General features: G+C 63.8%; 14 protein-coding genes and 6 tRNA genes. 19 read left to right on the top strand and 1 reads right to left on the bottom strand.

Annotated features, from left to right (window positions below; all coding sequences use genetic code 11):
* Window positions 1-35 precede the first annotated feature (35 nt).
* The 13 genes from OU995_RS25295 (at window position 36) to OU995_RS25235 (ending at window position 9,739) form a co-directional block, all read left to right on the top strand.
* Window positions 36-122 (top strand) — tRNA-Leu (locus OU995_RS25295).
* Between the two features lie 23 nt (window positions 123-145).
* The gene (tig, locus tag OU995_RS25290) at window positions 146-1,456 is read left to right on the top strand and encodes a trigger factor (protein WP_267832934.1); all 1,311 of its coding nucleotides are present in this window, start codon (window positions 146-148) and stop codon (window positions 1,454-1,456) included.
* A 188-nt stretch (window positions 1,457-1,644) separates the two neighbouring features.
* Entirely contained in the window at window positions 1,645-2,253 is a 609-nt protein-coding gene (gene clpP / locus OU995_RS25285; RefSeq protein WP_324288679.1) for an ATP-dependent Clp endopeptidase proteolytic subunit ClpP, read from the top strand.
* Window positions 2,254-2,491: 238 nt separating this feature from the next.
* Window positions 2,492-3,757, top strand: coding sequence for an ATP-dependent Clp protease ATP-binding subunit ClpX (clpX, locus tag OU995_RS25280; protein ID WP_267832933.1), 1,266 nt, complete (start codon window positions 2,492-2,494; stop codon window positions 3,755-3,757).
* A gap of 141 nt (window positions 3,758-3,898) precedes the next feature.
* Window positions 3,899-6,325, top strand: a complete 2,427-nt coding sequence (gene lon / locus OU995_RS25275) for an endopeptidase La (protein WP_267832932.1) — start codon at window positions 3,899-3,901, stop codon at window positions 6,323-6,325.
* Between the two features lie 392 nt (window positions 6,326-6,717).
* Window positions 6,718-6,793, top strand: a tRNA-Gly gene (locus tag OU995_RS25270).
* Between the two features lie 75 nt (window positions 6,794-6,868).
* Window positions 6,869-6,942: transfer RNA gene (locus OU995_RS25265), tRNA-Cys, on the top strand.
* Between the two features lie 83 nt (window positions 6,943-7,025).
* Window positions 7,026-7,101, top strand: a tRNA-Gly gene (locus OU995_RS25260).
* Window positions 7,102-7,162: 61 nt separating this feature from the next.
* A tRNA-Gly gene (locus OU995_RS25255) sits at window positions 7,163-7,238 on the top strand.
* 77 nt (window positions 7,239-7,315) lie between these two features.
* Window positions 7,316-7,402, top strand: a tRNA-Leu gene (locus OU995_RS25250).
* Window positions 7,403-7,686: 284 nt separating this feature from the next.
* Entirely contained in the window at window positions 7,687-8,052 is a 366-nt protein-coding gene (locus tag OU995_RS25245; protein WP_267832931.1) for a type II toxin-antitoxin system RelE/ParE family toxin, read from the top strand.
* Entirely contained in the window at window positions 8,045-8,326 is a 282-nt protein-coding gene (locus OU995_RS25240; protein ID WP_267832930.1) for a Fis family transcriptional regulator, read from the top strand. The genes OU995_RS25245 and OU995_RS25240 overlap by 8 nt, the downstream gene beginning before the upstream one ends.
* Before the next feature lie 126 nt (window positions 8,327-8,452).
* Window positions 8,453-9,739, top strand: coding sequence for an MFS transporter (locus OU995_RS25235; RefSeq protein WP_267832929.1), 1,287 nt, complete (start codon window positions 8,453-8,455; stop codon window positions 9,737-9,739).
* Window positions 9,740-9,797: 58 nt separating this feature from the next.
* Here the strand turns inward: OU995_RS25235 and murI are convergent, their stop codons facing one another.
* Window positions 9,798-10,685: a glutamate racemase gene (gene murI, locus OU995_RS25230; protein ID WP_267832928.1), complete on the bottom strand. Its 888-nt coding sequence runs from the start codon at window positions 10,683-10,685 to the stop codon at window positions 9,798-9,800.
* Window positions 10,686-11,000: 315 nt separating this feature from the next.
* Between murI and OU995_RS25225 the strand changes: the two genes are divergently transcribed.
* The 6 genes from OU995_RS25225 to OU995_RS25200 all read left to right on the top strand — a co-directional run bounded on the left by OU995_RS25225 (window position 11,001) and on the right by OU995_RS25200 (window position 20,493).
* Window positions 11,001-11,750 (top strand): electron transfer flavoprotein subunit beta/FixA family protein, encoded by a 750-nt coding sequence (locus tag OU995_RS25225; RefSeq protein ID WP_267832927.1) that lies wholly within the window; start codon window positions 11,001-11,003, stop codon window positions 11,748-11,750.
* Between the two features lie 37 nt (window positions 11,751-11,787).
* Window positions 11,788-12,717, top strand: a complete 930-nt coding sequence (locus OU995_RS25220; RefSeq protein WP_267832926.1) for an electron transfer flavoprotein subunit alpha/FixB family protein — start codon at window positions 11,788-11,790, stop codon at window positions 12,715-12,717.
* Between the two features lie 142 nt (window positions 12,718-12,859).
* On the top strand, window positions 12,860-14,653 hold the full coding sequence (locus tag OU995_RS25215) for an acyl-CoA dehydrogenase (protein ID WP_267832925.1): 1,794 nt from the start codon (window positions 12,860-12,862) through the stop codon (window positions 14,651-14,653).
* Between the two features lie 38 nt (window positions 14,654-14,691).
* On the top strand, window positions 14,692-15,648 hold the full coding sequence (locus OU995_RS25210) for an NAD(P)H-dependent flavin oxidoreductase (RefSeq protein ID WP_267832924.1): 957 nt from the start codon (window positions 14,692-14,694) through the stop codon (window positions 15,646-15,648).
* A gap of 300 nt (window positions 15,649-15,948) precedes the next feature.
* Window positions 15,949-17,490 carry a methyl-accepting chemotaxis protein gene (locus OU995_RS25205; protein WP_267832923.1) on the top strand — a complete coding sequence of 514 codons (1,542 nt, stop codon included), beginning with the start codon at window positions 15,949-15,951 and terminating at the stop codon, window positions 17,488-17,490.
* 228 nt (window positions 17,491-17,718) lie between these two features.
* Complete coding sequence (locus OU995_RS25200) at window positions 17,719-20,493, top strand: 2-oxoglutarate dehydrogenase E1 component (protein ID WP_267832922.1); 2,775 nt, start codon at window positions 17,719-17,721, stop codon at window positions 20,491-20,493.
* The last annotated feature ends 90 nt before the right edge of the window (window positions 20,494-20,583 follow it).

Below are 20,583 nucleotides of genomic sequence, written 5' to 3'. Positions count from 1 at the left end.
GGGCAGCCAGGGCGCTGCGCTGCCCTTGTTACCCAGCGCGGGTGGCGAAATTGGTAGACGCACCAGGTTTAGGTCCTGACGCCTTCACGGGCGTGCCGGTTCGAGTCCGGCCCCGCGCACCACTCCAACTGTTTCCGAGTCCACTATGGCTGTCACCGTCGAAACTCTCGAAAAGCTCGAACGCCGCATCACGCTCACGCTGGCGGCCGCTGACATCAACAGCGAGGTCGAGGCCCGCCTGAAGAAGCTGGCCCGCACCGTCAAGGCTGACGGCTTCCGTCCCGGCAAGGTGCCGATGTCCTTCGTGGCCCAGCGCTACGGCGCATCCGTGCAGTACGAAGTCGTCAACGACAAGCTGGGCCAGGCCTTCAGCCAGGCGGCCAATGAGGCCAAGCTGCGCGTGGCCGGCATGCCCCGCATCGAACAGAAGGACGGCGCCGCTGAAGGCGATCTGGCCTTCGACGCCACCTTCGAGGTCTACCCCGAAGTGAAGCTGGGCGATCTGGCCGAAGCCAGCGTCGAGCGCGTGTCGGCTGAAGTGACCGAAGAAGCCATCGACAAGACCGTCGAGATCCTGCGCAAGCAGCGTCGCAGCTTCGCCCAGCGTGGCGCCGCTGACGTGGCCGCCGACGGCGACCGCGTGACCATCGACTTCGAAGGCAAGATCGACGGCGAACCGTTCGCTGGCGGCAAGGCCGACGGCTTCCAGTTCCTGCTGGGCGAAGGCCAGATGCTCGAAGCCTTCGAAAAGGCCGTGCGTGGCATGAAGTCGGGCGAGTCCAAGACCTTCCCGCTGGCCTTCCCCGAGGACTACCACGGCAAGGAAGTGGCCGGCAAGGAAGCCGACTTCCTGGTGACGGTCAAGAAGATTGAAGCCCAGCACCTGCCGGAAGTGAACGAAGCGTTCGCCAAGGCCCTGGGCATCAAGGACGGCACCGTTGAAGCCCTGCGCGCCGACATCAAGAAGAACCTTGAGCGTGAAGTGAAGTTCCGCGTGCTGGCCCGCAACAAGGCCGCCGCCATGGACGCCCTGGTCTCCAAGGCCGAGCTGGACGTGCCCAAGGCCCTGATCGAAGGCGAAGCCGAGCGCATGGTCGGCAATGCCCGTGAAGATCTGAAGAAGCGTGGTGTGAAGGACGCCGACAAGGCCCCGATCCCCGCCGAGCTGTTCAAGGAACAGGCCGAGAAGCGTGTTCGCCTGGGCCTGGTGGTGGCCGAGCTGGTGCGCTCGAACAACCTGCAAGCCAAGCCCGAGCAACTGCAAGCCCATATCGAAGACATCTCGCAAAGCTACGAGAAGCCGGCGGAAGTGGTGCGCTGGTACCTGTCGGACCGCGAGCGCATGGCCGAAGTCGAAGCCGTGGTCATCGAGAACAACGTCACCGACTTCGTCCTGGCCAAGGCCAAGGTGGAAGACAAGCAGGTGCCGTTTGACGAACTGATGGCCGGCGCCTGATCTCCGATCGGAGCCGTACCGCCTGAAGGCGCCGCGCCGCGAGGCCGGCGCCTTTGTTTTTCCGCCGGCCGCCCCCATGTGGGAGGGTCCTGCGCCTGCAGGTGGGCCGGTCCCCGGGACATGCCCGGCAGGGGCATGCGTCGCGGGACATAATCAAGCACGTGACGCCAACCACAACAGAGGATTTCATGAGCGCTCTGGAAACTAGCAACCTGGGCATGGTGCCCATCGTCATCGAACAGTCGGGCCGCGGCGAACGTGCCTACGACATCTACAGCCGACTGCTGCGCGAGCGCATCGTCTTCCTGGTGGGCCCTGTGAACGACGCCGTGGCCAACCTCGTGGTGGCGCAGCTGCTGTTCCTGGAAAGCGAAAACCCCGACAAGGAGATTTCGCTCTACATCAATTCCCCGGGCGGGAGCGTGTCGGCTGGCATGTCCATCTACGACACCATGCAGTTCATCAAGCCGCAGGTGTCCACGCTGTGCATGGGCATGGCCGCGAGCATGGGCGCCTTCCTGCTGGCTGCCGGCGCCAAGGGCAAGCGTTTCTCGCTGCCCAATGCCAAGATCATGATCCACCAGCCGCTGGGCGGCGCGCAGGGTCAGGCCACCGACATCGAAATCCATGCCCGCGAGATTCTCAAGACTCGAGAGCAACTGAACCGCATCCTGGCGGAGCGCACCGGTCAGCCGCTGGAGAAGATCCAGACCGACACCGAGCGTGACTATTTCATGTCGGCGGCCGAAGCGCAGACCTACGGCCTGGTGGACCAGGTCATCGAAAAGCGGGGCTAAGGCCTCGCGGCGGTTGGGGGCGAGAACTTTGACCGGTCCGGCGGCGGTTTCCACCTGCCGACGGGCCCGGTGCCCCGGCCGCCAAGGCGCAGCCAACCGGTCGCGCCAGCCTCTCGGCACCACTGATTCGCCAGGACCGTAACTAAGCCACCTTAGGGGCTTTTATCCCCTTGAGGGCGGTCCCGGCAATTGAACTATCATCAATGCAGGCACAACGCCTGTATCTAGCAGCACTCCCATGGCCGAGAAAAAAGGCAACTCCAGCGAAAAAGTCTTGTATTGCTCCTTCTGCGGCAAAAGCCAGCATGAGGTCAAGAAGCTGATCGCGGGCCCGTCCGTGTTCATCTGCGATGAGTGCATCGAGCTGTGCAACGACATCATTCGTGACGAGGTCCCGGCGGAAGCCGTTCCCGGTCGCGCGAACAAGTCGGACCTGCCGGTGCCCAGCGAGATCAAGACCACGCTGGACCAATACGTGATCGGCCAGGACGTGGCCAAACGCACGCTGTCGGTGGCGGTGTACAACCACTACAAGCGGTTGCGCCACGCTGCGGACACGAAGGACGGCGTCGAGCTCTCGAAAAGCAACATCCTGCTGATCGGCCCCACCGGCTCCGGCAAGACGCTGCTGGCTCAGACCCTGGCCCGGGTGCTGAACGTCCCCTTTGTGATTGCAGACGCCACCACCCTGACCGAAGCCGGTTATGTGGGCGAGGATGTGGAAAACATCATCCAGAAGCTGCTGCAGAACTGCAATTACGACGTCGAACGCGCCCAGCGCGGCATCGTCTACATTGATGAAATCGACAAGATCAGCCGCAAGGCCGACAACCCGTCCATCACCCGTGATGTGTCCGGGGAGGGCGTGCAGCAGGCGCTGCTGAAGCTGGTCGAAGGCACGATGGCGTCGGTTCCTCCTCAGGGCGGCCGCAAGCATCCCAACCAGGACTTCCTGCAGATCGACACGACCAACATCCTGTTCATCTGCGGCGGCGCCTTTGACGGCCTGGAAAAGGTCATCCAGAACCGTTCCGAGAAGTCGGGCATCGGCTTTGGTGCGGCGGTGAAGAGCAAGAGCGACAAGAAGGTCGGTGAGCTGTTCCGTGAAGTGGAACCGGGCGACCTGATCAAGTTCGGTCTGATTCCTGAACTGGTCGGCCGTCTGCCGGTCATCGCCACCCTTGGCGAACTGACCGAGGACGCCCTGGTGCAGATCCTCACCGAACCCCGCAATGCGCTGGTCAAGCAATATCAGCAACTGTTCTCGATGGATGGCGTGGAACTGGAAGTGCGTCCGTCGGCGCTGAACGCGGTGGCGCGCAAGGCTCTGGCCCGCAAGACCGGCGCCCGTGGCCTGCGTTCCATCGTGGAGCATGCCCTGATCGACACCATGTTCGAACTGCCGTCCCTGGACGGCGTGGCGAAGGTGGTGCTGGACGAGCACAACATCGACGAGGACTCCAAGCCCCTGCTGGTCTATCGCGAAGCCAAGGCCAGTGCCTGATTCAAGGGCCGCTGCGATGGACGACCAGGCTTTTCATGGTTCCGCCCTAGCTGTCAATGACACCTTGTGCATGAGCTTCGAACTCAGCACCTTGTAATAGGCCCCTCGAGCCCAAGATGGGCTTGAGAAAGAGAGGTTTTCATGTCCGGTCATCCGATCCTCCCCGCGGAACCCATCACTCTCCCGCTGCTGCCGCTGCGGGATGTCGTGGTGTTCCCGCACATGGTGATCCCGCTGTTCGTTGGGCGGCCAAAATCCATCAAGGCCCTGGAAGCGGCCATGGAAGCGGGTCGTCAGATCATGCTGGTGGCGCAAAAAGCTGCTGGCAAGGACGAACCCAAGCCCGACGACATGTTCGAGATGGGTTGCGTCTCCAGCATTCTGCAGATGCTGAAGCTGCCTGACGGCACCGTGAAGGTGCTGGTGGAAGGCCTGCAGCGCGCCACCACCCAGGCCATTCATGACGGTGAAGAGCATTTCACCGCCGATGTGATGCCAATTCCGCCCGAAGCGGATGAGCAGCCCGAGGTGGAAGCACTGCGCCGCGCCGTGACGCAGCAGTTCGACCAGTACGTCAAGCTCAACAAGAAGATCCCGCCCGAGATCCTCACCTCCATCGCCGGCATCGATGACGCCGGCCGTCTGGCGGACACGATCGCGGCGCATCTGCCGCTGAAGCTCGATGCCAAGCAGTCGGTGCTGGACCTGTCCGAAGTGGGCAAGCGTCTGGAAAAGCTGCTGGATCTGCTTGAGCATGAAGTGGACATCCTGCAGGTGGAAAAGCGCATCCGTGGCCGCGTCAAGCGCCAGATGGAGAAGAGCCAGCGCGAGTACTACCTGAACGAGCAGGTCAAGGCCATCCAGAAGGAGCTGGGCGACGGCGAAGAAGGCGCCGACCTGGAAGAGCTGGAGAAGAAGATCCAGGCCGCCCGCATGCCCAAGGAGGCACGCAAGAAGGCCGAGGCCGAGCTGAAGAAGCTCAAGCTGATGTCGCCCATGTCCGCCGAAGCGACGGTGGTGCGCAACTACATCGACACGCTGGTCAACCTGCCCTGGAGCAAGAAGACCAAGATCAAGCACGACCTGGCCAATGCCGAAGCCGTCCTCAACGAGGACCACTACGGCCTGGACAAGGTCAAGGAACGCATCCTTGAGTACCTCGCGGTGCAGCAGCGTGTGGACAAGGTGAAGGCGCCCATCCTGTGCCTGGTCGGCCCTCCGGGCGTCGGCAAGACCTCGCTGGGGCAGTCGGTGGCACGTGCCACGGGCCGCAAGTTCGTCCGCATGGCCCTGGGTGGCGTGCGGGACGAAGCTGAAATTCGCGGTCATCGCCGCACCTACATCGGCTCGATGCCGGGCAAGGTGTTGCAGAGCCTCTCGAAGGTCGGCACGCGCAATCCGCTGTTCCTGCTGGACGAGATCGACAAGCTGGGCATGGATTTCCGGGGTGACCCGTCCTCCGCGCTGCTGGAGGTGCTGGACCCTGAGCAGAACCACACCTTCGCGGACCATTACATCGAAGTTGATTACGACTTGTCCGATGTGATGTTCGTGGCCACCTCGAACTCGCTGAACATTCCGCCGGCCCTGCTGGACCGGATGGAAGTGATCCGCCTGTCCGGCTACACCGAGGACGAGAAGGTCAACATCGCCCAGCGTTACCTGCTGCCCAAGCAACGCGGCAACAACGGCGTCAAGGATGAAGAGCTGGAAGTCACCGAAGCGGCCATCCGCGGCGTGATCCGCTACTACACCCGTGAAGCTGGTGTGCGCTCGCTGGAACGCGAGATCTCCAAGATCTGCCGCAAGGTGGTGAAGGGCCTGCAGCTGAAGACTTACCAGGGTCGTGTGGTGGTCGATGAAGACAACCTCAACGAATTCCTGGGCGTGCGCAAGTACGACTTCGGCCGCGCGGAAAAGAAGAACCAGGTCGGCCAGGTGGTCGGGCTGGCCTGGACCGAGGTGGGTGGCGATCTGCTGACCATCGAAGCCACTTCGATGCCGGGCAAGGGCAACATCATCCGCACCGGCTCGCTGGGCGACGTGATGAAGGAGTCGGTCGAAGCGGCGCGTACGGTGGTGCGCTCGCGGGCTCGCCGTCTGGGCATCAAGGACGAGGCCTTTGAGAAGCGCGACGTGCACATCCACGTGCCCGATGGCGCCACGCCCAAGGACGGTCCGAGTGCCGGTATTGCGATGACCACGGCGTTTGTTTCGGCGCTGACCGGGATTCCGGTGCGTGCAGATGTCGCCATGACCGGCGAGATCACACTGCGCGGCGAGGTGACGGCGATCGGCGGCCTGAAGGAAAAGCTGCTGGCGGCGCATCGGGGTGGCATCAAGACCGTGATGATTCCGGAAGAGAACGTCAAGGACTTGCAGGACATTCCTGAAAACGTGAAGAACCAGCTGGAGATCGTTCCGGTCCGCTGGATCGACCGTGTGCTGGAAGTGGCCCTGGAGACGCTCCCCCAGCCGATTCCGGAGGATGAGGTGGCTGCCGCACCTCCGGCGGAGAAGGTGGCAGAAGCCAAGCCCGAGGCCGGTGGTGATTCGCTGAAGCACTGAGCGTCTTGAAGACCGTGAGCGGCCGCTGGGCCTGCTGAGGGTCCGGTAGACAGCAAATGCCTGCGGCTTCGGCCGTGGGCATTTGTGTTTGTGGAGGGCGTGCGCGGAAGCGCGAGGGTGGTGTGGTGTGCGATAGGTGCACCCGCGCAAGACTTCTCACCGCAACTCTTGCGCGGGCCTAAAAAATCGTTCTATACTCTCGGCTTCAGCGCAAACGGTGCTGCAAGCAAATCACCGCTTTAACCTTGGCTATCACGTCATGGTTCGATGCGGAGAAATGTTGAGGCAAGCAGTGCGTTGAAAACATCGAGATCGATGAAACTTTGAATTGAAGAATGTCTTGAGTAAATCTTGACATTTTTCAAATCAGGCGGATGTTGATCAAGAGATATGCGGGAATAGCTCAGTTGGTAGAGCGCAACCTTGCCAAGGTTGAGGTCGCGAGTTCGAGCCTCGTTTCCCGCTCCAGGTTCTGAAAGGATGGAAGCCTTGGCTTCCATTTTTTATCGAAGTTGAGGGCACCAAACTTCAGTTTCGATCAGGGGCGCGATAGCAAAGCGGTTATGCCCCGGATTGCAAATCCGGTTAGTCCGGTTCGACTCCGGATCGCGCCTCCAGTGTTGGGTTTGATCGTGGTGTTGTTGCGGTCAATTCACTTAGTTTTGCGCTTAGTTTTGCGCTTAGTTTTGCGGTTAGTTTTGCGGGAATAGCTCAGTTGGTAGAGCGCAACCTTGCCAAGGTTGAGGTCGCGAGTTCGAGCCTCGTTTCCCGCTCCACTTCAGTGTTGAAGGTGGGGTTTGATGCAGCACTCCGGTGCCGTTCGATTCCTCCTGCGATGCGGGAATAGCTCAGTTGGTAGAGCGCAACCTTGCCAAGGTTGAGGTCGCGAGTTCGAGCCTCGTTTCCCGCTCCAAATTCCAAAAAGGGAAGTCCTTGTGACTTCCCTTTTTTCATGGTCACGCCGCAGGATAATGGCGGACGTCCCTTGCGGCCTGGGTGGTGAAATCGGTAGCCACAGCAGACTTAAAATCTGCCGCTGTCACAAGCGTACGGGTTCGAGTCCCGTCCCAGGTACCACGCTGCTCAACGGCCTGGCGCACGCGCGCCCAACTGCGGCCCTGTTCTGGGCGCGCTTTCATGAACCCGGTCTTCCCGGCCGGGCAGGGGGTTTCCGCCGAATGCGCGGCAGACCTGCGTCCCGCCCACCCCCCCCACCCTCATGTGTAGTTCAGGCTCCATGTTGATCACATCGGGGTCGGCGCCGTTGAGCTTGACGGAGCTCAAGCGCTCGATTCGTACCATCGCATGAAGTTCTCCGCCAGCGGGCGGCTCATTTGTTATACGATCGGGTGGTACTTTTTATGGTGCCGTTCACTGTTGAAGAGCTTCTCAGGGTGCCGTTGGTCTTCTACCGTTCTGGTACGGGTGCAGAGCCCGTCCGAGACTGGTTGAAGTCTCTGGATCGGGCTGACCGACTCGCCGTCGGGGCAGACCTGCAGCGGGTTCAGTTCCGGTGGCCCGTGGGCATGCCGCTGTGCCGTTCACTCGGCCAAGGGCTCTGGGAAGTTCGGACACACCTGCCAAGCAAGACCATCGCGCGCGTGTTGTTCTGTTTTCATGCTGAGGTGCTGTATGCGTTACATGGCTGGATCAAGAAAACGCAGGTGACACCGGCCGACGTCTTGCGCCTCGCTCGTGATCGGATGAAGGAGATTCAAAATGGCTAACAAGCACATGGGTTCCAGTCTTGACGACTTCCTCAAGGAGGAGGGCGTTCTGGAAGCGTTCCAGGCCGTCGCCATCAAGGAGGTCATTGCCTGGCAACTGCTCGAGGCGATGAAGGAGCGCAAGCTCAGCAAGCGCAAGTTGGCCGAATTGATGAAGACGAGCCGCACCCAGGTGGATCGTGTGCTGGATCCCACCGATGGCAATGTCACGATCGCCACCTTGCAGCGGGCCGCAGCCATTGTGGGCAGACGGGTTCAAGTCGAGTTGGTCTGAGCTCGTGGCCGCCTTGGCCCTGTTGGACGTCAGTGGCCACTGGCTGTGCGCATCAGCGCACCTCGAGGGATTCTCAGGGCGGCGCCACCCAAGAAGGGGCATGCAGGTGCTCTTACACTTGGGCTCATGTTCGGTCAGGACCTGTTGAACCCAGGCGTGCGTCGCCGGGAAGTGTTGGGATGGTCGATGTACGACTTTGCCAACTCCGGCTACACGACGGTGGTGCTGACCGCTGTCTACAACGCCTATTTCGTGGCGGAGCTTGCCAAAGGCCAGGCGTCCGCCACCCTGCTGTGGACCGTCCTGATCGCCGTCTCCAGCCTGATCGTGATGATCACCATGCCAGGGCTCGGCGCCTGGGCGGACGCGCATGGCGCCAAGAAGCGGCTGCTGGCCATCTGCACCGCAGGTTGTGTGCTCTCCACCGCTGCACTGGGCTTCTTCGGCCCTGACGCGCTGTGGTGGGCAGCGGCCGGGGTGGTGATCTCCAACGTTTTTTTCTCTTACGGCGAATCCCTCATCGCCGCCTTCCTGCCTGAACTGGCCCGCCGGCATGCGCTGGGCCGTGTTTCCGGCTGGGGCTGGGCCTTCGGTTACCTCGGTGGCATGCTGGCGCTGGGGCTGTGCCTCGTCTATGTGCTGCAAGCGCAAGCCCGTGGCCAGGCGGCCAGTAACTTTGTGCCCGTCACCATGGGCATCACGGCTGGCCTCTACCTGGTGGCCGCCATTCCCACCTTCTTGCTGCTGCGTGAGCGCGCTGACCCTTGCTCCACCCGCCGCGCAGCCCGCCGGCGCTCCGGGCTTGCAGAGCTGCTGGCCTCCTGGCGGCGGGCGCGTGCCTATCCAGACTTTCTTCGGCTGCTGGCCTGCGGCACGTCCTATCAGGCCGGTATCGCGGTCGTGATTGCGTTGGCGGCGGTCTATGCGGATCAGGCGCTTGGGTTCAGCCAGGCACAGACCATGGCGCTGGTGTTCCTGGTCAATATCGCCTCCGCTGTCGGCGCCTTTGCCTTCGGCTACTACGAGGACCGCATTGGCCACCAGCCCGCCTTGGCGTTCACGCTGGTGGGGTGGATGCTGATGACGGTGCTGGCCTTCATTGCCACCAGCGCCTGGCTGTTCTGGTGCGCCGCGCTCATCGCCGGCCTGTGCATGGGGTCCAGTCAATCCTGTGGGCGGGCACTGGCCGGGGCGCTGGCCCCGCACGACCGTCTGGCCGAGTTCTTTGGTCTGTGGACCTTCGCCACCCGGCTGGCCGCCATCATCGGCCCGCTGACCTATGGTGCCGTGACGGTGTTGACGGCCGGCAATCACCGACTGGCCATCCTGTCGACCGGCGTATTCTTTGTCGCCGGTTACTGGCTGCTGAAACGGGTGGACATGACCCGGGGCATGGCGCGCGCACTGATCTGATCTGTTGCCTGGCAGCCCAGCCCGCGCCGTGCGCCCCCGAATTCACGGATACGCTGGCCTAGACGTTGATCCGCGAGGCCTGAATCGAACGCCAGCCCAGCGCCCCTTGGGCCAGCCGCTCCAGCGGTGCCGGGTCGCCGGTGCTCTGAAGCACCACCGGAGCCTCCGGCTGGCAAGGCAGGTGCAGGGATTCCCACAGGCGCTGCGCCTGGCGTGCCACGGCGTCTTCAATGTTGAGCACCTGAACACCACTGCCCAGCGCCGCCTGGATGCGCGCCTGGATCAGCGGATAGTGGGTGCATCCCAGTAGCACGGTGTCCACCCCGGCGGCTCTCAGTGGTTCGCAGTAGCGATCCACCAGGGTGCCCAGTTCGGCGTCATCCAGATCGCCCTTCTCGATCAAGGACACCAATCCGGGACACGGCTGGCTCACCAGCGACATCTGGCCTGCATAGGCGGCCACCAGCGCTTCATAACGGCGGCTCGCAATGGTGGCCGTGGTGGCCATGACGCCGATGCGGCCATTCCGCGTGGCGGCGACCGCTGGTTTCACGCCGGGCTCGATGCCCACGACCGGCCAGTCCGGCCAACGTTCGCGCATGGCATTGACGGCATGGGCCGTCGCCGTGTTGCAGGCCACCACCACCATGCGTGCGCCGGACTCCCGCAGATGTTCCGCCACCCGCAGGCTTCTTTCCCGGATGTAGTCGCTGCTGCGATCGCCATAGGGGGCATGGGCCGTGTCCGCCACATAGTGCAGCGGGACCTGGGGCAGCCGCGCCCGCAAGGCTTGAAGCACGGTCAGGCCACCCACGCCGGAATCGAACACCCCGAGTGTGGGTGTCCCCTGAATGCCGTCCGCTGCGGCTACGGCGGAGGCCACGTTGGCAACCCTCGCAGCACCTTCGCCAGCGGCGGGCTCGGCCGACACGGAGGCCGCAGCCATTCCAGCCGGGCGTTCTGAAGGCATCACATCGGCGGACATCACGGCGGACCCAGAAGCAGGCAGGGATGCGGGGAGGGAGGTGGGGACGGAAGAGGCGGGCGTCATCAGGGTGGGCAGTCTAGAAGATTCCAGGACTTTCACTTGGCAGCCCGGATCTGATGGCTAGAATAGAACGATCGTTCGTTTTATTTTCCGATTCACGGACGGGCGGCGGGCAGGTGGCCCTCCAGTTCTGATGGATCGGTGACACGGGCGTGGTGCAGGCCCCCCTTAGAATCGAATTAACGTAAACGTCAATACGCCTGGAGTGCTTCGATGAAGGTATTGGTTCCCGTCAAACGAGTCGTCGATTACAACGTCAAGGTGCGCGTCAAGAGTGACGGCACCGGGGTCGACATCGCCAATGTGAAGATGTCGATGAACCCGTTTGACGAAATTGCCGTCGAGGAAGCTGTGCGGCTGAAAGAAAAGGGCGTGGTCACCGAGGTGATTGCTGTGTCCTGCGGTGTGCAGCAGTGCCAGGAGACCCTGCGCACCGCGATGGCCATTGGTGCCGACCGCGCCATCCTGGTCGAAACCGATGCCGAACTGCAGCCGCTGGCCGTGGCCAAGCTGCTGAAGGCGCTGGTGGACAAGGAGCAGCCCCAACTCGTCATCCTCGGCAAGCAGGCCATCGATGACGATTGCAACCAGACCGGCCAAATGCTGGCCGCACTCACCGGCCTGCCGCAAGGCACCTTTGCTTCCAAGGTGGAAGTGGCCGATGGCAAGGTGTCCGTCACGCGCGAAGTGGACGGTGGCCTGGAAACCGTGAGCCTGACGCTGCCGGCCGTGGTCACGACCGACCTGCGCCTGAATGAGCCGCGCTATGTGACGCTGCCCAACATCATGAAAGCCAAGAAGAAGCAGCTGGACACCGTCAAGCCGGCGGACCTGGGTGTGGATGTCACGCCGCGCATCAAGACGCTGTCGGTGGCCGAGCCGCCCAAGCGCGGCGCAGGTGTGAAGGTGCCGGACGTGGCCACGCTCGTCGCCAAGTTGAAGACCGAGGCCAAGGTCATCTGAACCCCGCCCCCAGCCGATCAGAATTGGAGATTCGAGAATGACCATCCTCGTCATTGCTGAACACGACAACGCCTCGCTGAAGGGCGCCACCCACCATACCGTGACCGCCGCAGCCGCCATTGGTGGCGACGTGCATGTGCTGGTCGCCGGCGCCAACGCAGGGGCTGTGGCCCAGGCCGCTGCGAAGATTTCCGGCGTGGCCAAGGTGCTGCACGCCGACGGCGCCCCCTTTGCCGATGGCCTGGCTGAAAACCTGGCCGCCCAGGTGCTGGCCATTGCCAAGGACTACAGCCACATCCTCTTCCCGGCCACGGCGTCGGGCAAGAATGTGGCGCCCCGCGTGGCCGCCCTGCTGGACGTGGGCCAACTGAGCGACGTCACCAAGGTCATCAGCGCCGACACCTTCGAGCGCCCCATCTACGCCGGCAACGCCATTGCCACCGTGCAGTCGACCGACGCCATCAAGGTGCTGACAATCCGCACCACGGGCTTTGATTCGGCAACGGAAGGCGGCAGCGCGGCTGTTGACACTCTCTCCGCCGTGGCGGACAGCGGCAAGAGCAGCTTTGTGGGCCGTGAAGTCACCAAGAGCGATCGCCCCGAACTGACGGCGGCCAAGATCATCGTGTCCGGCGGCCGTGCCCTGGGCAGCAGCGACAAGTTCAATGAAGTGCTGACACCGCTGGCCGACAAGCTCAATGCCGCCCTTGGCGCGTCGCGCGCCGCTGTGGATGCGGGCTACGCCCCCAACGACTGGCAGGTGGGCCAGACCGGCAAGATCGTGGCTCCGCAGCTCTACATCGCGGCCGGCATCTCCGGCGCCATCCAGCATCTGGCAGGCATGAAGGACTCCAAGGTGATCGTGGCGATCAACAAGGACCCCGAAGCGCCGATCTTCTCGGTGGCCGACTACGGCCTGGAAGCCGATCTTTTCACTGCTGTTCCCGAACTGGTCAAGGCGCTGTAGGCGCGCCTGCCGCGAGCCTCCGGCAGGGGCGCGCGGCTCACGGCCAAGGCGGGCAGGGGATGGAGAGTCCCCGTCCCGCCGACCGATCCAGGGCGCCCCGTCAACGATACGCGGCGCTCTTTTTTCATCCGGAGACAAGACCATGACTTACCGCGCCCCGATCAAGGACATGCTGTTTGACATGCAGGCGCTGGCCGGCCTGCAGACACTCGCCGAGCAGATTCCCGCCTTTGCCGACCACGGCCTGGACACCGCGCAGGCGGTGCTGGAAGAGGCGGCCAAGCTCAATGAGGATGTCATTGCACCCTTGAATGTCGAGGGCGACCGGAACCCGTCGTTCTGGAAGGATGGACAGGTATTTGCCACCCCGGGCTTCAAGGAGGCCTTCCGCCAATATGCGGAAGGCGGCTGGCAAGGGCTTCAGCATCCGGAGGCGTATGGCGGCCAGGGCCTGCCCAAGATCATCGGAACCGGTTGCGCGGAGATGGTCCAGGCGGCCAATGTGAGTTTTGCGCTGTGCCCGCTGCTGACCGACGGTGCCGTCGAGGCGCTGCTGGTGGCCGGGACCGAGGCGCAGAAGCAGCTGTTCATTCCGAAGCTGCTCTCTGGCGAGTGGACCGGCACCATGAACCTGACCGAGCCGCAGGCAGGCTCCGATCTGGCGCTGGTGCGCAGCCGCGCCGAGCCGCAGGGCGACGGCACCTACAAGATCTTCGGCACCAAGATCTTCATCACCTGGGGCGAGCACGACATGACGGACAACATCGTCCATCTGGTGCTGGCGCGAGTCCCGGGGGCGCCCGAGGGCGTGAAGGGCATCAGCCTGTTTCTGGTGCCCAAGTTCATGGTGAAGGCGGACGGCTCGCTGGGTGCGCGCAATGACGTGCACTGTGTCTCCATCGAGCACAAGCTGGGCATCAAGGCCAGCCCCACGGCGGTGCTGCAGTTCGGTGACCACGGCGGCGCCATCGGCACATTGATCGGCGAGGAGAACCGAGGCCTGGAGTACATGTTCATCATGATGAATGCCGCGCGTTTCGGCGTTGGCGTTCAGGGCCTGGCGGTGGCGGATCGTGCCTATCAGAAGGCCGTGGCCTATGCGAAGGACCGTGTGCAGTCGCGCCCGGTGGATGGCTCGCAGGCCGGCCCGGCGACCATCGTTCATCATCCGGATGTGCGCCGCATGCTGATGACCCAGCGCGCCCTGGTGGAAGGCTGCCGCGCCATGGCCATCGACGCTGCAGCGGCCTACGACATTGCCCACCACCACAGCGATGCCGACGCTCGCCAACAGGCGCAGGCGTTTTATGAGTTCATGGTGCCGCTGGTGAAAGGCTACAGCACCGAGATGAGCCTGGAGGTGACCTCGCTGGGCGTCCAGGTGCATGGCGGCATGGGTTTCATCGAAGAAACCGGCGCGGCCCAGTACTACCGCGATGCCCGCATCCTGCCGATCTACGAGGGCACCACCGCCATTCAGGCCAATGACCTGGTGGGCCGAAAGACGGCGCGTGACGGCGGCGCCTTCGCGCGCAGCCTCGCTGCACAGATCGAAGAGACCGAGGGCGCGCTGGCAGCCAACGGCAGTGCCGCCGCCCAATCGATGCGTCAGCATCTGGCGCTGGCCCGTGCTGCGTTTGTGCAGGTGGTGGACGATGTGGCGGCGCATGCCAAGTCCAACCCGAACGCGGCGTTTGCCGGGTCGGTGCCTTACCTGATGCTGGCCGGCAACCTGATGGCTGGATGGCAGATGGCCCGCTCGCTGCTGGCCGCGCAGGAATTGCTGGCCACCGGTGAGGATGTCGAATTCATGCAGGCCAAGATCACCACGGCGCGGTTCTATGCCGAGCACATCCTGCCGCGCTGCCAGGCCTTGCGTGATGCGGTGGTGCATGGCGCTGACAGCGTCATGGCCCTGCCCATCGAGGCATTCTGAGCTTCAACGATTTGCTTTTCACCACGAGGAGACACGAGGTGGCACTTCCCCCGCTGTTCAACACGCTGCGCCTGCCGGTCATCGGCTCGCCGTTGTTCATCATCAGCAACCCGCAGCTGGTCATTGCGCAGTGCAAGGCTGGCATCGTGGGCTCCATGCCCGCGCTCAATGCGCGTCCGGCGGAGCTGCTGGACGACTGGCTGGCCGAGATCACCGAGACCCTGGCGGCGCACGACCGTGCTCACCCCGAGTCGCCGGCCGCCCCATTCGCCATCAACCAGATCGTTCACAAGAGCAATGACCGCCTTGAGCACGACATGGAGATGTGCGCGAAGTACAAGGTGCCGATCATCATCACCTCGCTGGGCGCCCGAGAGGACGTGAACGCAGCGGTGCACGCGTGGGGCGGCATCGTGCTGCACGACATCATCAACAACAAATTCGCCCACAAGGCGGTGGAGAAGGGCGCGGACGGCCTGATCGCGGTGGCGGCTGGGGCTGGTGGCCATGCGGGTGTGAAGAGCCCGTTTGCGCTGATCCAGGAGATCCGCGAATGGTTCGATGGCCCGCTGGCGCTGTCCGGCTCGATTGCCAGCGGCGACGCCATCCTCGCCGCGCAAGCCGCAGGCGCAGACCTGGCCTACATCGGCTCGGCCTTCATTGCCACGCAGGAAGCGCGTGCCAGCGATGACTACAAGCAGATGATCGTGGACAGCAACAGCGACGACATCGTCTACAGCAACCTGTTCACCGGTGTGCACGGGAACTACCTCAAGGGCTCCATCGTCAAGGCGGGCCTGGACCCAGACAACCTGCCCGAGAGCGATCCCACCAAGATGAACTTTGGCGGCGCTGCGGCCAAGGCATGGAAGGACATCTGGGGCAGTGGTCAGGGCATCGGTGCCATTCGCGAAGTGCTGCCTGCCGGTGACCTGGTGGCGCGGTTCGAGCGCGAATACCAGGCTGCACGCCAGCGTCTGGGGCTGGCGGCCTGAAGCCCGTCATCCCGCTCTCATCCACGGCTCCCTGCGGGGAGCTTTTTTATTGCCTGATGCCGATGGATTTCATCATATGCAACTGGTGTCACCTTCGCGCCACAGTGGCTTTTTGCATAGTGAACTCTTGGGCGAATTACGTATGAAAACCAGGTGTCGTTCGTGAACTAGTTGGCAGGCTATCCTCTTGATTTAGGGGATTGACAGAAATGTCGATTACGGGGCTGGACCTGAAATGTAAGCAATGGTTTGATTGTCAGACATTTCAATAACTCACTTGTCGCCCTGGGAGCTGTTTTCATGAAACTGGCCGACCTTCGAATCGGTTCACGCCTGGCAGTGGCCTTCGCTGTCACGTTCTTGCTGCTGCTGGTCATCCTTGCGGTGGGCATCGGCGTCATCAACGGGGTGAATCGCACCATGAGCACGGTGGTGGAAGACCGCTACGCCCTGATCGCCTTGACCACGCAGGTCAAGGGCGTGGGGGATCGCGGCGCCATCACCATTGGCCGTCTGCTGCTGTCGACCACGCCGGAAGCCACCAAAAAATACATGGACGAGTACGCCGCCATCCGGCAGACCAACTCCGAGAACCTTGCCAAGCTGGAGAAGATGCTCAGCAGCGAAGACAGCAAGCGTCTCTTTGAGGAACAGTCGGTGGCCCGCAAGGAGTACGGCGCGGTGGTGCGCAAGGTCTTCGACCTGCTGGCTGCCGGGGATCGTGACGGCGCGCTGACGGTTTATCAGGAGCAGATGGCGGGCCCGCAGGCCCGGTATTACGCGCTCATCGACAAGATGGTGAACTACCAGGCCCAGAGCATGGAGGACGACGTCACCGATGCCAATGAGCGCTCGTCGGCGGCCAAGCGCAACATGGTCATTGCGTCGGCGCTGGCGCTGCTCGCTGGCATCGCGACTGCGATCCTCATCACCCGCTCCATCACCGTGCCGATCGACCGTGCCATCCGCCTGGCCGAATCGGTGGCGGCGGGTGACCTCACCTACCGCATCCAGGTCGAAGGCAAGGACGAAGTTGCACGCCTGATGACGGCGCTGCAGAACATGGTGGTCAATCTGCATCGCATCGTCACCGACGTGCGGACCGGGGCGGACACGATCTCCACTGCCGCTCAGGAAGTGGCGCAAGGCAACCTGGACCTGTCGGCTCGCACCGAGCAGCAGGCATCGGCGCTGCAGGAAACTGCCGCCGCCATGGAGCAACTGACGGCTGCGGTGCGTCTCAGCGCCGATCACGCGCATCAGGCCAACGGGTCCGCGTCATCCGCCTCCAACATCGCCAGCGTGGGTGGCGAGGCCGTGGGTCAGGTGGTGCAGACGATGAACTCGATCTCCACCGCGTCGCGGCGCATTGTCGAGATCATCAGCGTCATTGACGGCATCGCCTTCCAGACCAACATCCTGGCGCTGAATGCTGCTGTGGAAGCGGCCCGCGCCGGCGAGCAGGGGCGCGGCTTTGCCGTGGTGGCCGCTGAAGTGCGCAGCCTGGCACAGCGCAGCGCGACGGCCGCCAAGGAGATCAAGCATCTGATCGATGACTCCGTCCACCATGTGGATGCCGGCAGCCGGATGGTGGAGCAGGCCGGCGCCACCATGGCGGAGGTGGTCACCAGCATTCGCCAGGTCAGCCAGATCGTCGCCGAAATCACTGCGTCCAGCCAGGAGCAGAGCGCGGGCATCGAGCAGGTCAATGTGGCCGTGGTGCAAATGGACGATTCCACGCAGAAGAACGCCGCGATGGTGGAGCAGAGCACCGCTGCAGCGCGCGCCCTGCAGGACCAGGCGCGCCAGTTGAACGACGCCGTGCGCGCGTTCTCGGTGTAAGCCACCCGCGCCGCGCAGGGGCCATGCGCCCCGGCGCGGGTGCGGACAGGTTGTAAGGGGACAGCAGCAGACCGGCCGCAGAGCTGGAAGTCGCAAGGCCCGGGAGGATCCGACCGCCTGACGCAGGCCGCCACCACGCGTGGCCCGCAGGGCACAAGACGCCGCTTTGAGCGCCGACGGTGAGTCCTGGCCGATTGGATGGTCTCATTTGTCGTCAAGGGAGATGGCATGTCTGTGAACCGCAATTCCGTCGGACCCGCTTGGGCTCCGCAGCGTCGTTTCGATCGTGATGGCGAGGTGGCGGGCCTGGTGGCTGATGCCGCGCCTGTACGGCTCAAGCCGGGGGTGGCCGATTTGATCGAGGCCTTCCGTTTGCAGGGGCATCGTTTTGCGCGACTGGACCCGCTGGGCTCGCTGAATCCAGCGGATGCTGCAGGCCCTGCGGGCGTGCCAGCGCTGGCGCAATTCGGCCTGACCGATGACGCCCCTGTGGCTGAGGAAGACCGGCTCGTGCTCGGCGCTCAGCGGGCGCTGGAACTTCATCAGCGGCTTCGGCAGTGGTATTGCAGCAGCGTTGCGGTGGACCTTTCTGCCGTGCGCGATGGCACGCGGCGCCAGTGGCTACAGCAACGCATCGAGACGGCGGTGGTGGGGGCGGCCGTGGGCCTGCCCACCCCACCAGAGGGCCTGTCGGCAGCGTCCGCAGTGCCCCTGCTTGAACGCCTGGCCGGTGTGGAAGGCTGGGAGCGCTTCATGGCCCGCCGTTACCCTCATGGCAAGCGCTTTTCACTCGAAGGCAACGAGGCGTTGGTGCCGTTGCTGGATGCGATGCTGGCCCGCGCCGCAGGGCGGGGTGTGACGCGCTGCGTCATGGGCATGCCGCATCGCGGCAGGGTGAACGTGCTGGTGAATCTGCTGGGTCATCCAGTGGCCGAGATCATGGACTACTTCGAAGCGGCTCCCGCGCACCCGGAGCGTCAGAAGGATCTGGTCTACCACCTCGGCGGGCGTTATGCGGTGGCCACGCCTTCCGGGGCCGTGGCCGTGACGCTGGCCAGCAATCCGTCTCACCTGCAGAGCGTGTATCCCGTGGTGGTGGGCATGGCACGTGGCACGCGTGTGTCGCGTGGATCGGCACAGGGGCTGACTCAGGATCAGTGCCTTCCTGTGGTGATGCATGGCGATGCCGCCTTCGCCGGACAGGGCGTGGTGATGGAGACCCTGGCCCTGGGGCTCAAGCCGGGGTATGAGGTGGGCGGGGTGATCCACATCATCATCAACAACCAGCTGGGCTTCACCGAACCCAATCGGATGGACCAGCAGCAGGCCCGCTTCTGCACGGATGTGACGCGCATGGTGGATGCCCCGGTGCTGCGCGTGAGTGCGGATGATCCCGAGGCCGTGCAGCGGATTGCATCGCTGGCCGTGGACTATCGTGCGCGCTTCGGCACGGACGTGGTCATTGACCTGATTGGTTATCGGCGCCTCGGGCACTCCGAGCATGACGAGCCGATGTTCACGGCGCCCCGCTTGTATCGTCATCTCCCTTCGAGGCCCGGTGTCGCCACCGCGTATGCCCACAGCCTCGTGGCGCGCGGTATCGTGACGGCGCAGCGGGCGGAGGCGGCATTGCGGCCGCTGGAACTGTTTGATCCAGCGGTGCTGCGTACATCAGGCCACAGGGAAGCGACCCCGGCCGTGGCCGGGGCTGCGAACCACGCGGCTACCAGCGTGGTGCCCCCCGCAGTGACCGCCGAGGTGACGGCACCAACCAGCGCTGCGTCCCTCGAGCCGGGCATCATGCCGGATGTCGCGCACCTGCGCTGGGTGCTGGCCAATCTGGCGGATGTCCCGGTGGGGTTCGAGCCCCATCCGGTGCTGGCGCGTCTGGCGGCCCGATGGCAGCGCCTGGCCAGCGGGGAGTCTGCGGCACAGGGCGGACCGGAGACGCTGGACTGGTGCACCGCCGAATCGATCGCGCATGCACTGATTCTGTCAGCCGGCATACCGCTGCGCATCTCTGGCCTCGATGTGCAGCGAGGCACCTTCTTGCATCGGCATGCGGTGTGGCACAACCAGGCGGAGCTTGGCATGGCCACGTGGATGCCGCTCTCGCACTTCACCGGCCGGGCTCCGCTGGAGGTGCACAACTCCATCCTCTCCGAAGAAGCGGTGCTGGGCTTTGAGTATGGGCACAGCGTGGAAGCTGCCTCGGCGATGACGATCTGGGAGGCGCAGTTCGGCGATTTCGTCAACGGCGCACAGGTGTTCCTGGATCAATACATCAGCTCTGGTGAGGAGAAGTGGGGCTATGCCAGCGGCCTGACCGTGCTGCTGCCGCATGGCTATGAGGGGATCGGGCCGGAGCACTCCAACGGCTTCCTGAGCCGACTCCTGCTGCTCTGTGGGGCGGACAACCTGCGGGTGGCGTATCCCTCGACGGCCGCGCAATGGGCCTTGCTGTTGCTGCAGCAGGCGATGGATCCGGTGAAGAAGCCGCTGGTGGTGATGACGCCCAAGGCGGTGCTGCTGAATGAGGTTCGCAGCCACGTCACCGTCGAGGCGCTGGCGACGGCTCGGTTCCAGCCGGTCATCGATGACACCACGGAGATGCGCGCGCAGGTGCAACGGGTGGTGCTGTGCAGCGGCAAGGTGTATTACGACCTGCTGTCTGCGCGCGAAGCGCTGCCGAAGGCCGAGTCCACCCGCATTGCGCTGGTGCGGGTGGAGCGCCTGTATCCGTTCCCCGCAGAGGAACTGGCGGCGGTGATGGCCGCATACCCCGGGGCGACCTCGGTGGTGTGGGCGCAGGAAGAGACCCGCAACCAAGGCGCGTGGCCCTTCATTCGAGACGATCTGCAGGCGTTGTTGCCGGCATCCGTCCAACTGGTCGAAGTGTCGCGGACGGTGACAGCGGCGGGGGCGACTGCGTCCCCGGTGATTCATGCCCAGCAGCAGCAGGCGCTGGTGGCTCGGGCCTTGGGGAGCGCCGCTGCCGTGTAGCCAGGCCGATGCACAGCCGGCGTGTGCAGCAGCGAAGCCTTGACGGTGTCTTTAGCGGAAGGGGGCTCCCCATCGGAGCCCCTCGCCATT

Origin of the sequence: Roseateles sp. SL47 (assembly GCF_026625885.1) — a bacterium.
Classification (GTDB): Bacteria; Pseudomonadota; Gammaproteobacteria; order Burkholderiales; family Burkholderiaceae_C; genus Roseateles.
Note: the sequence above shows the minus strand (reverse complement) of the source record. Positions and strands in the feature narration are given on the sequence as shown.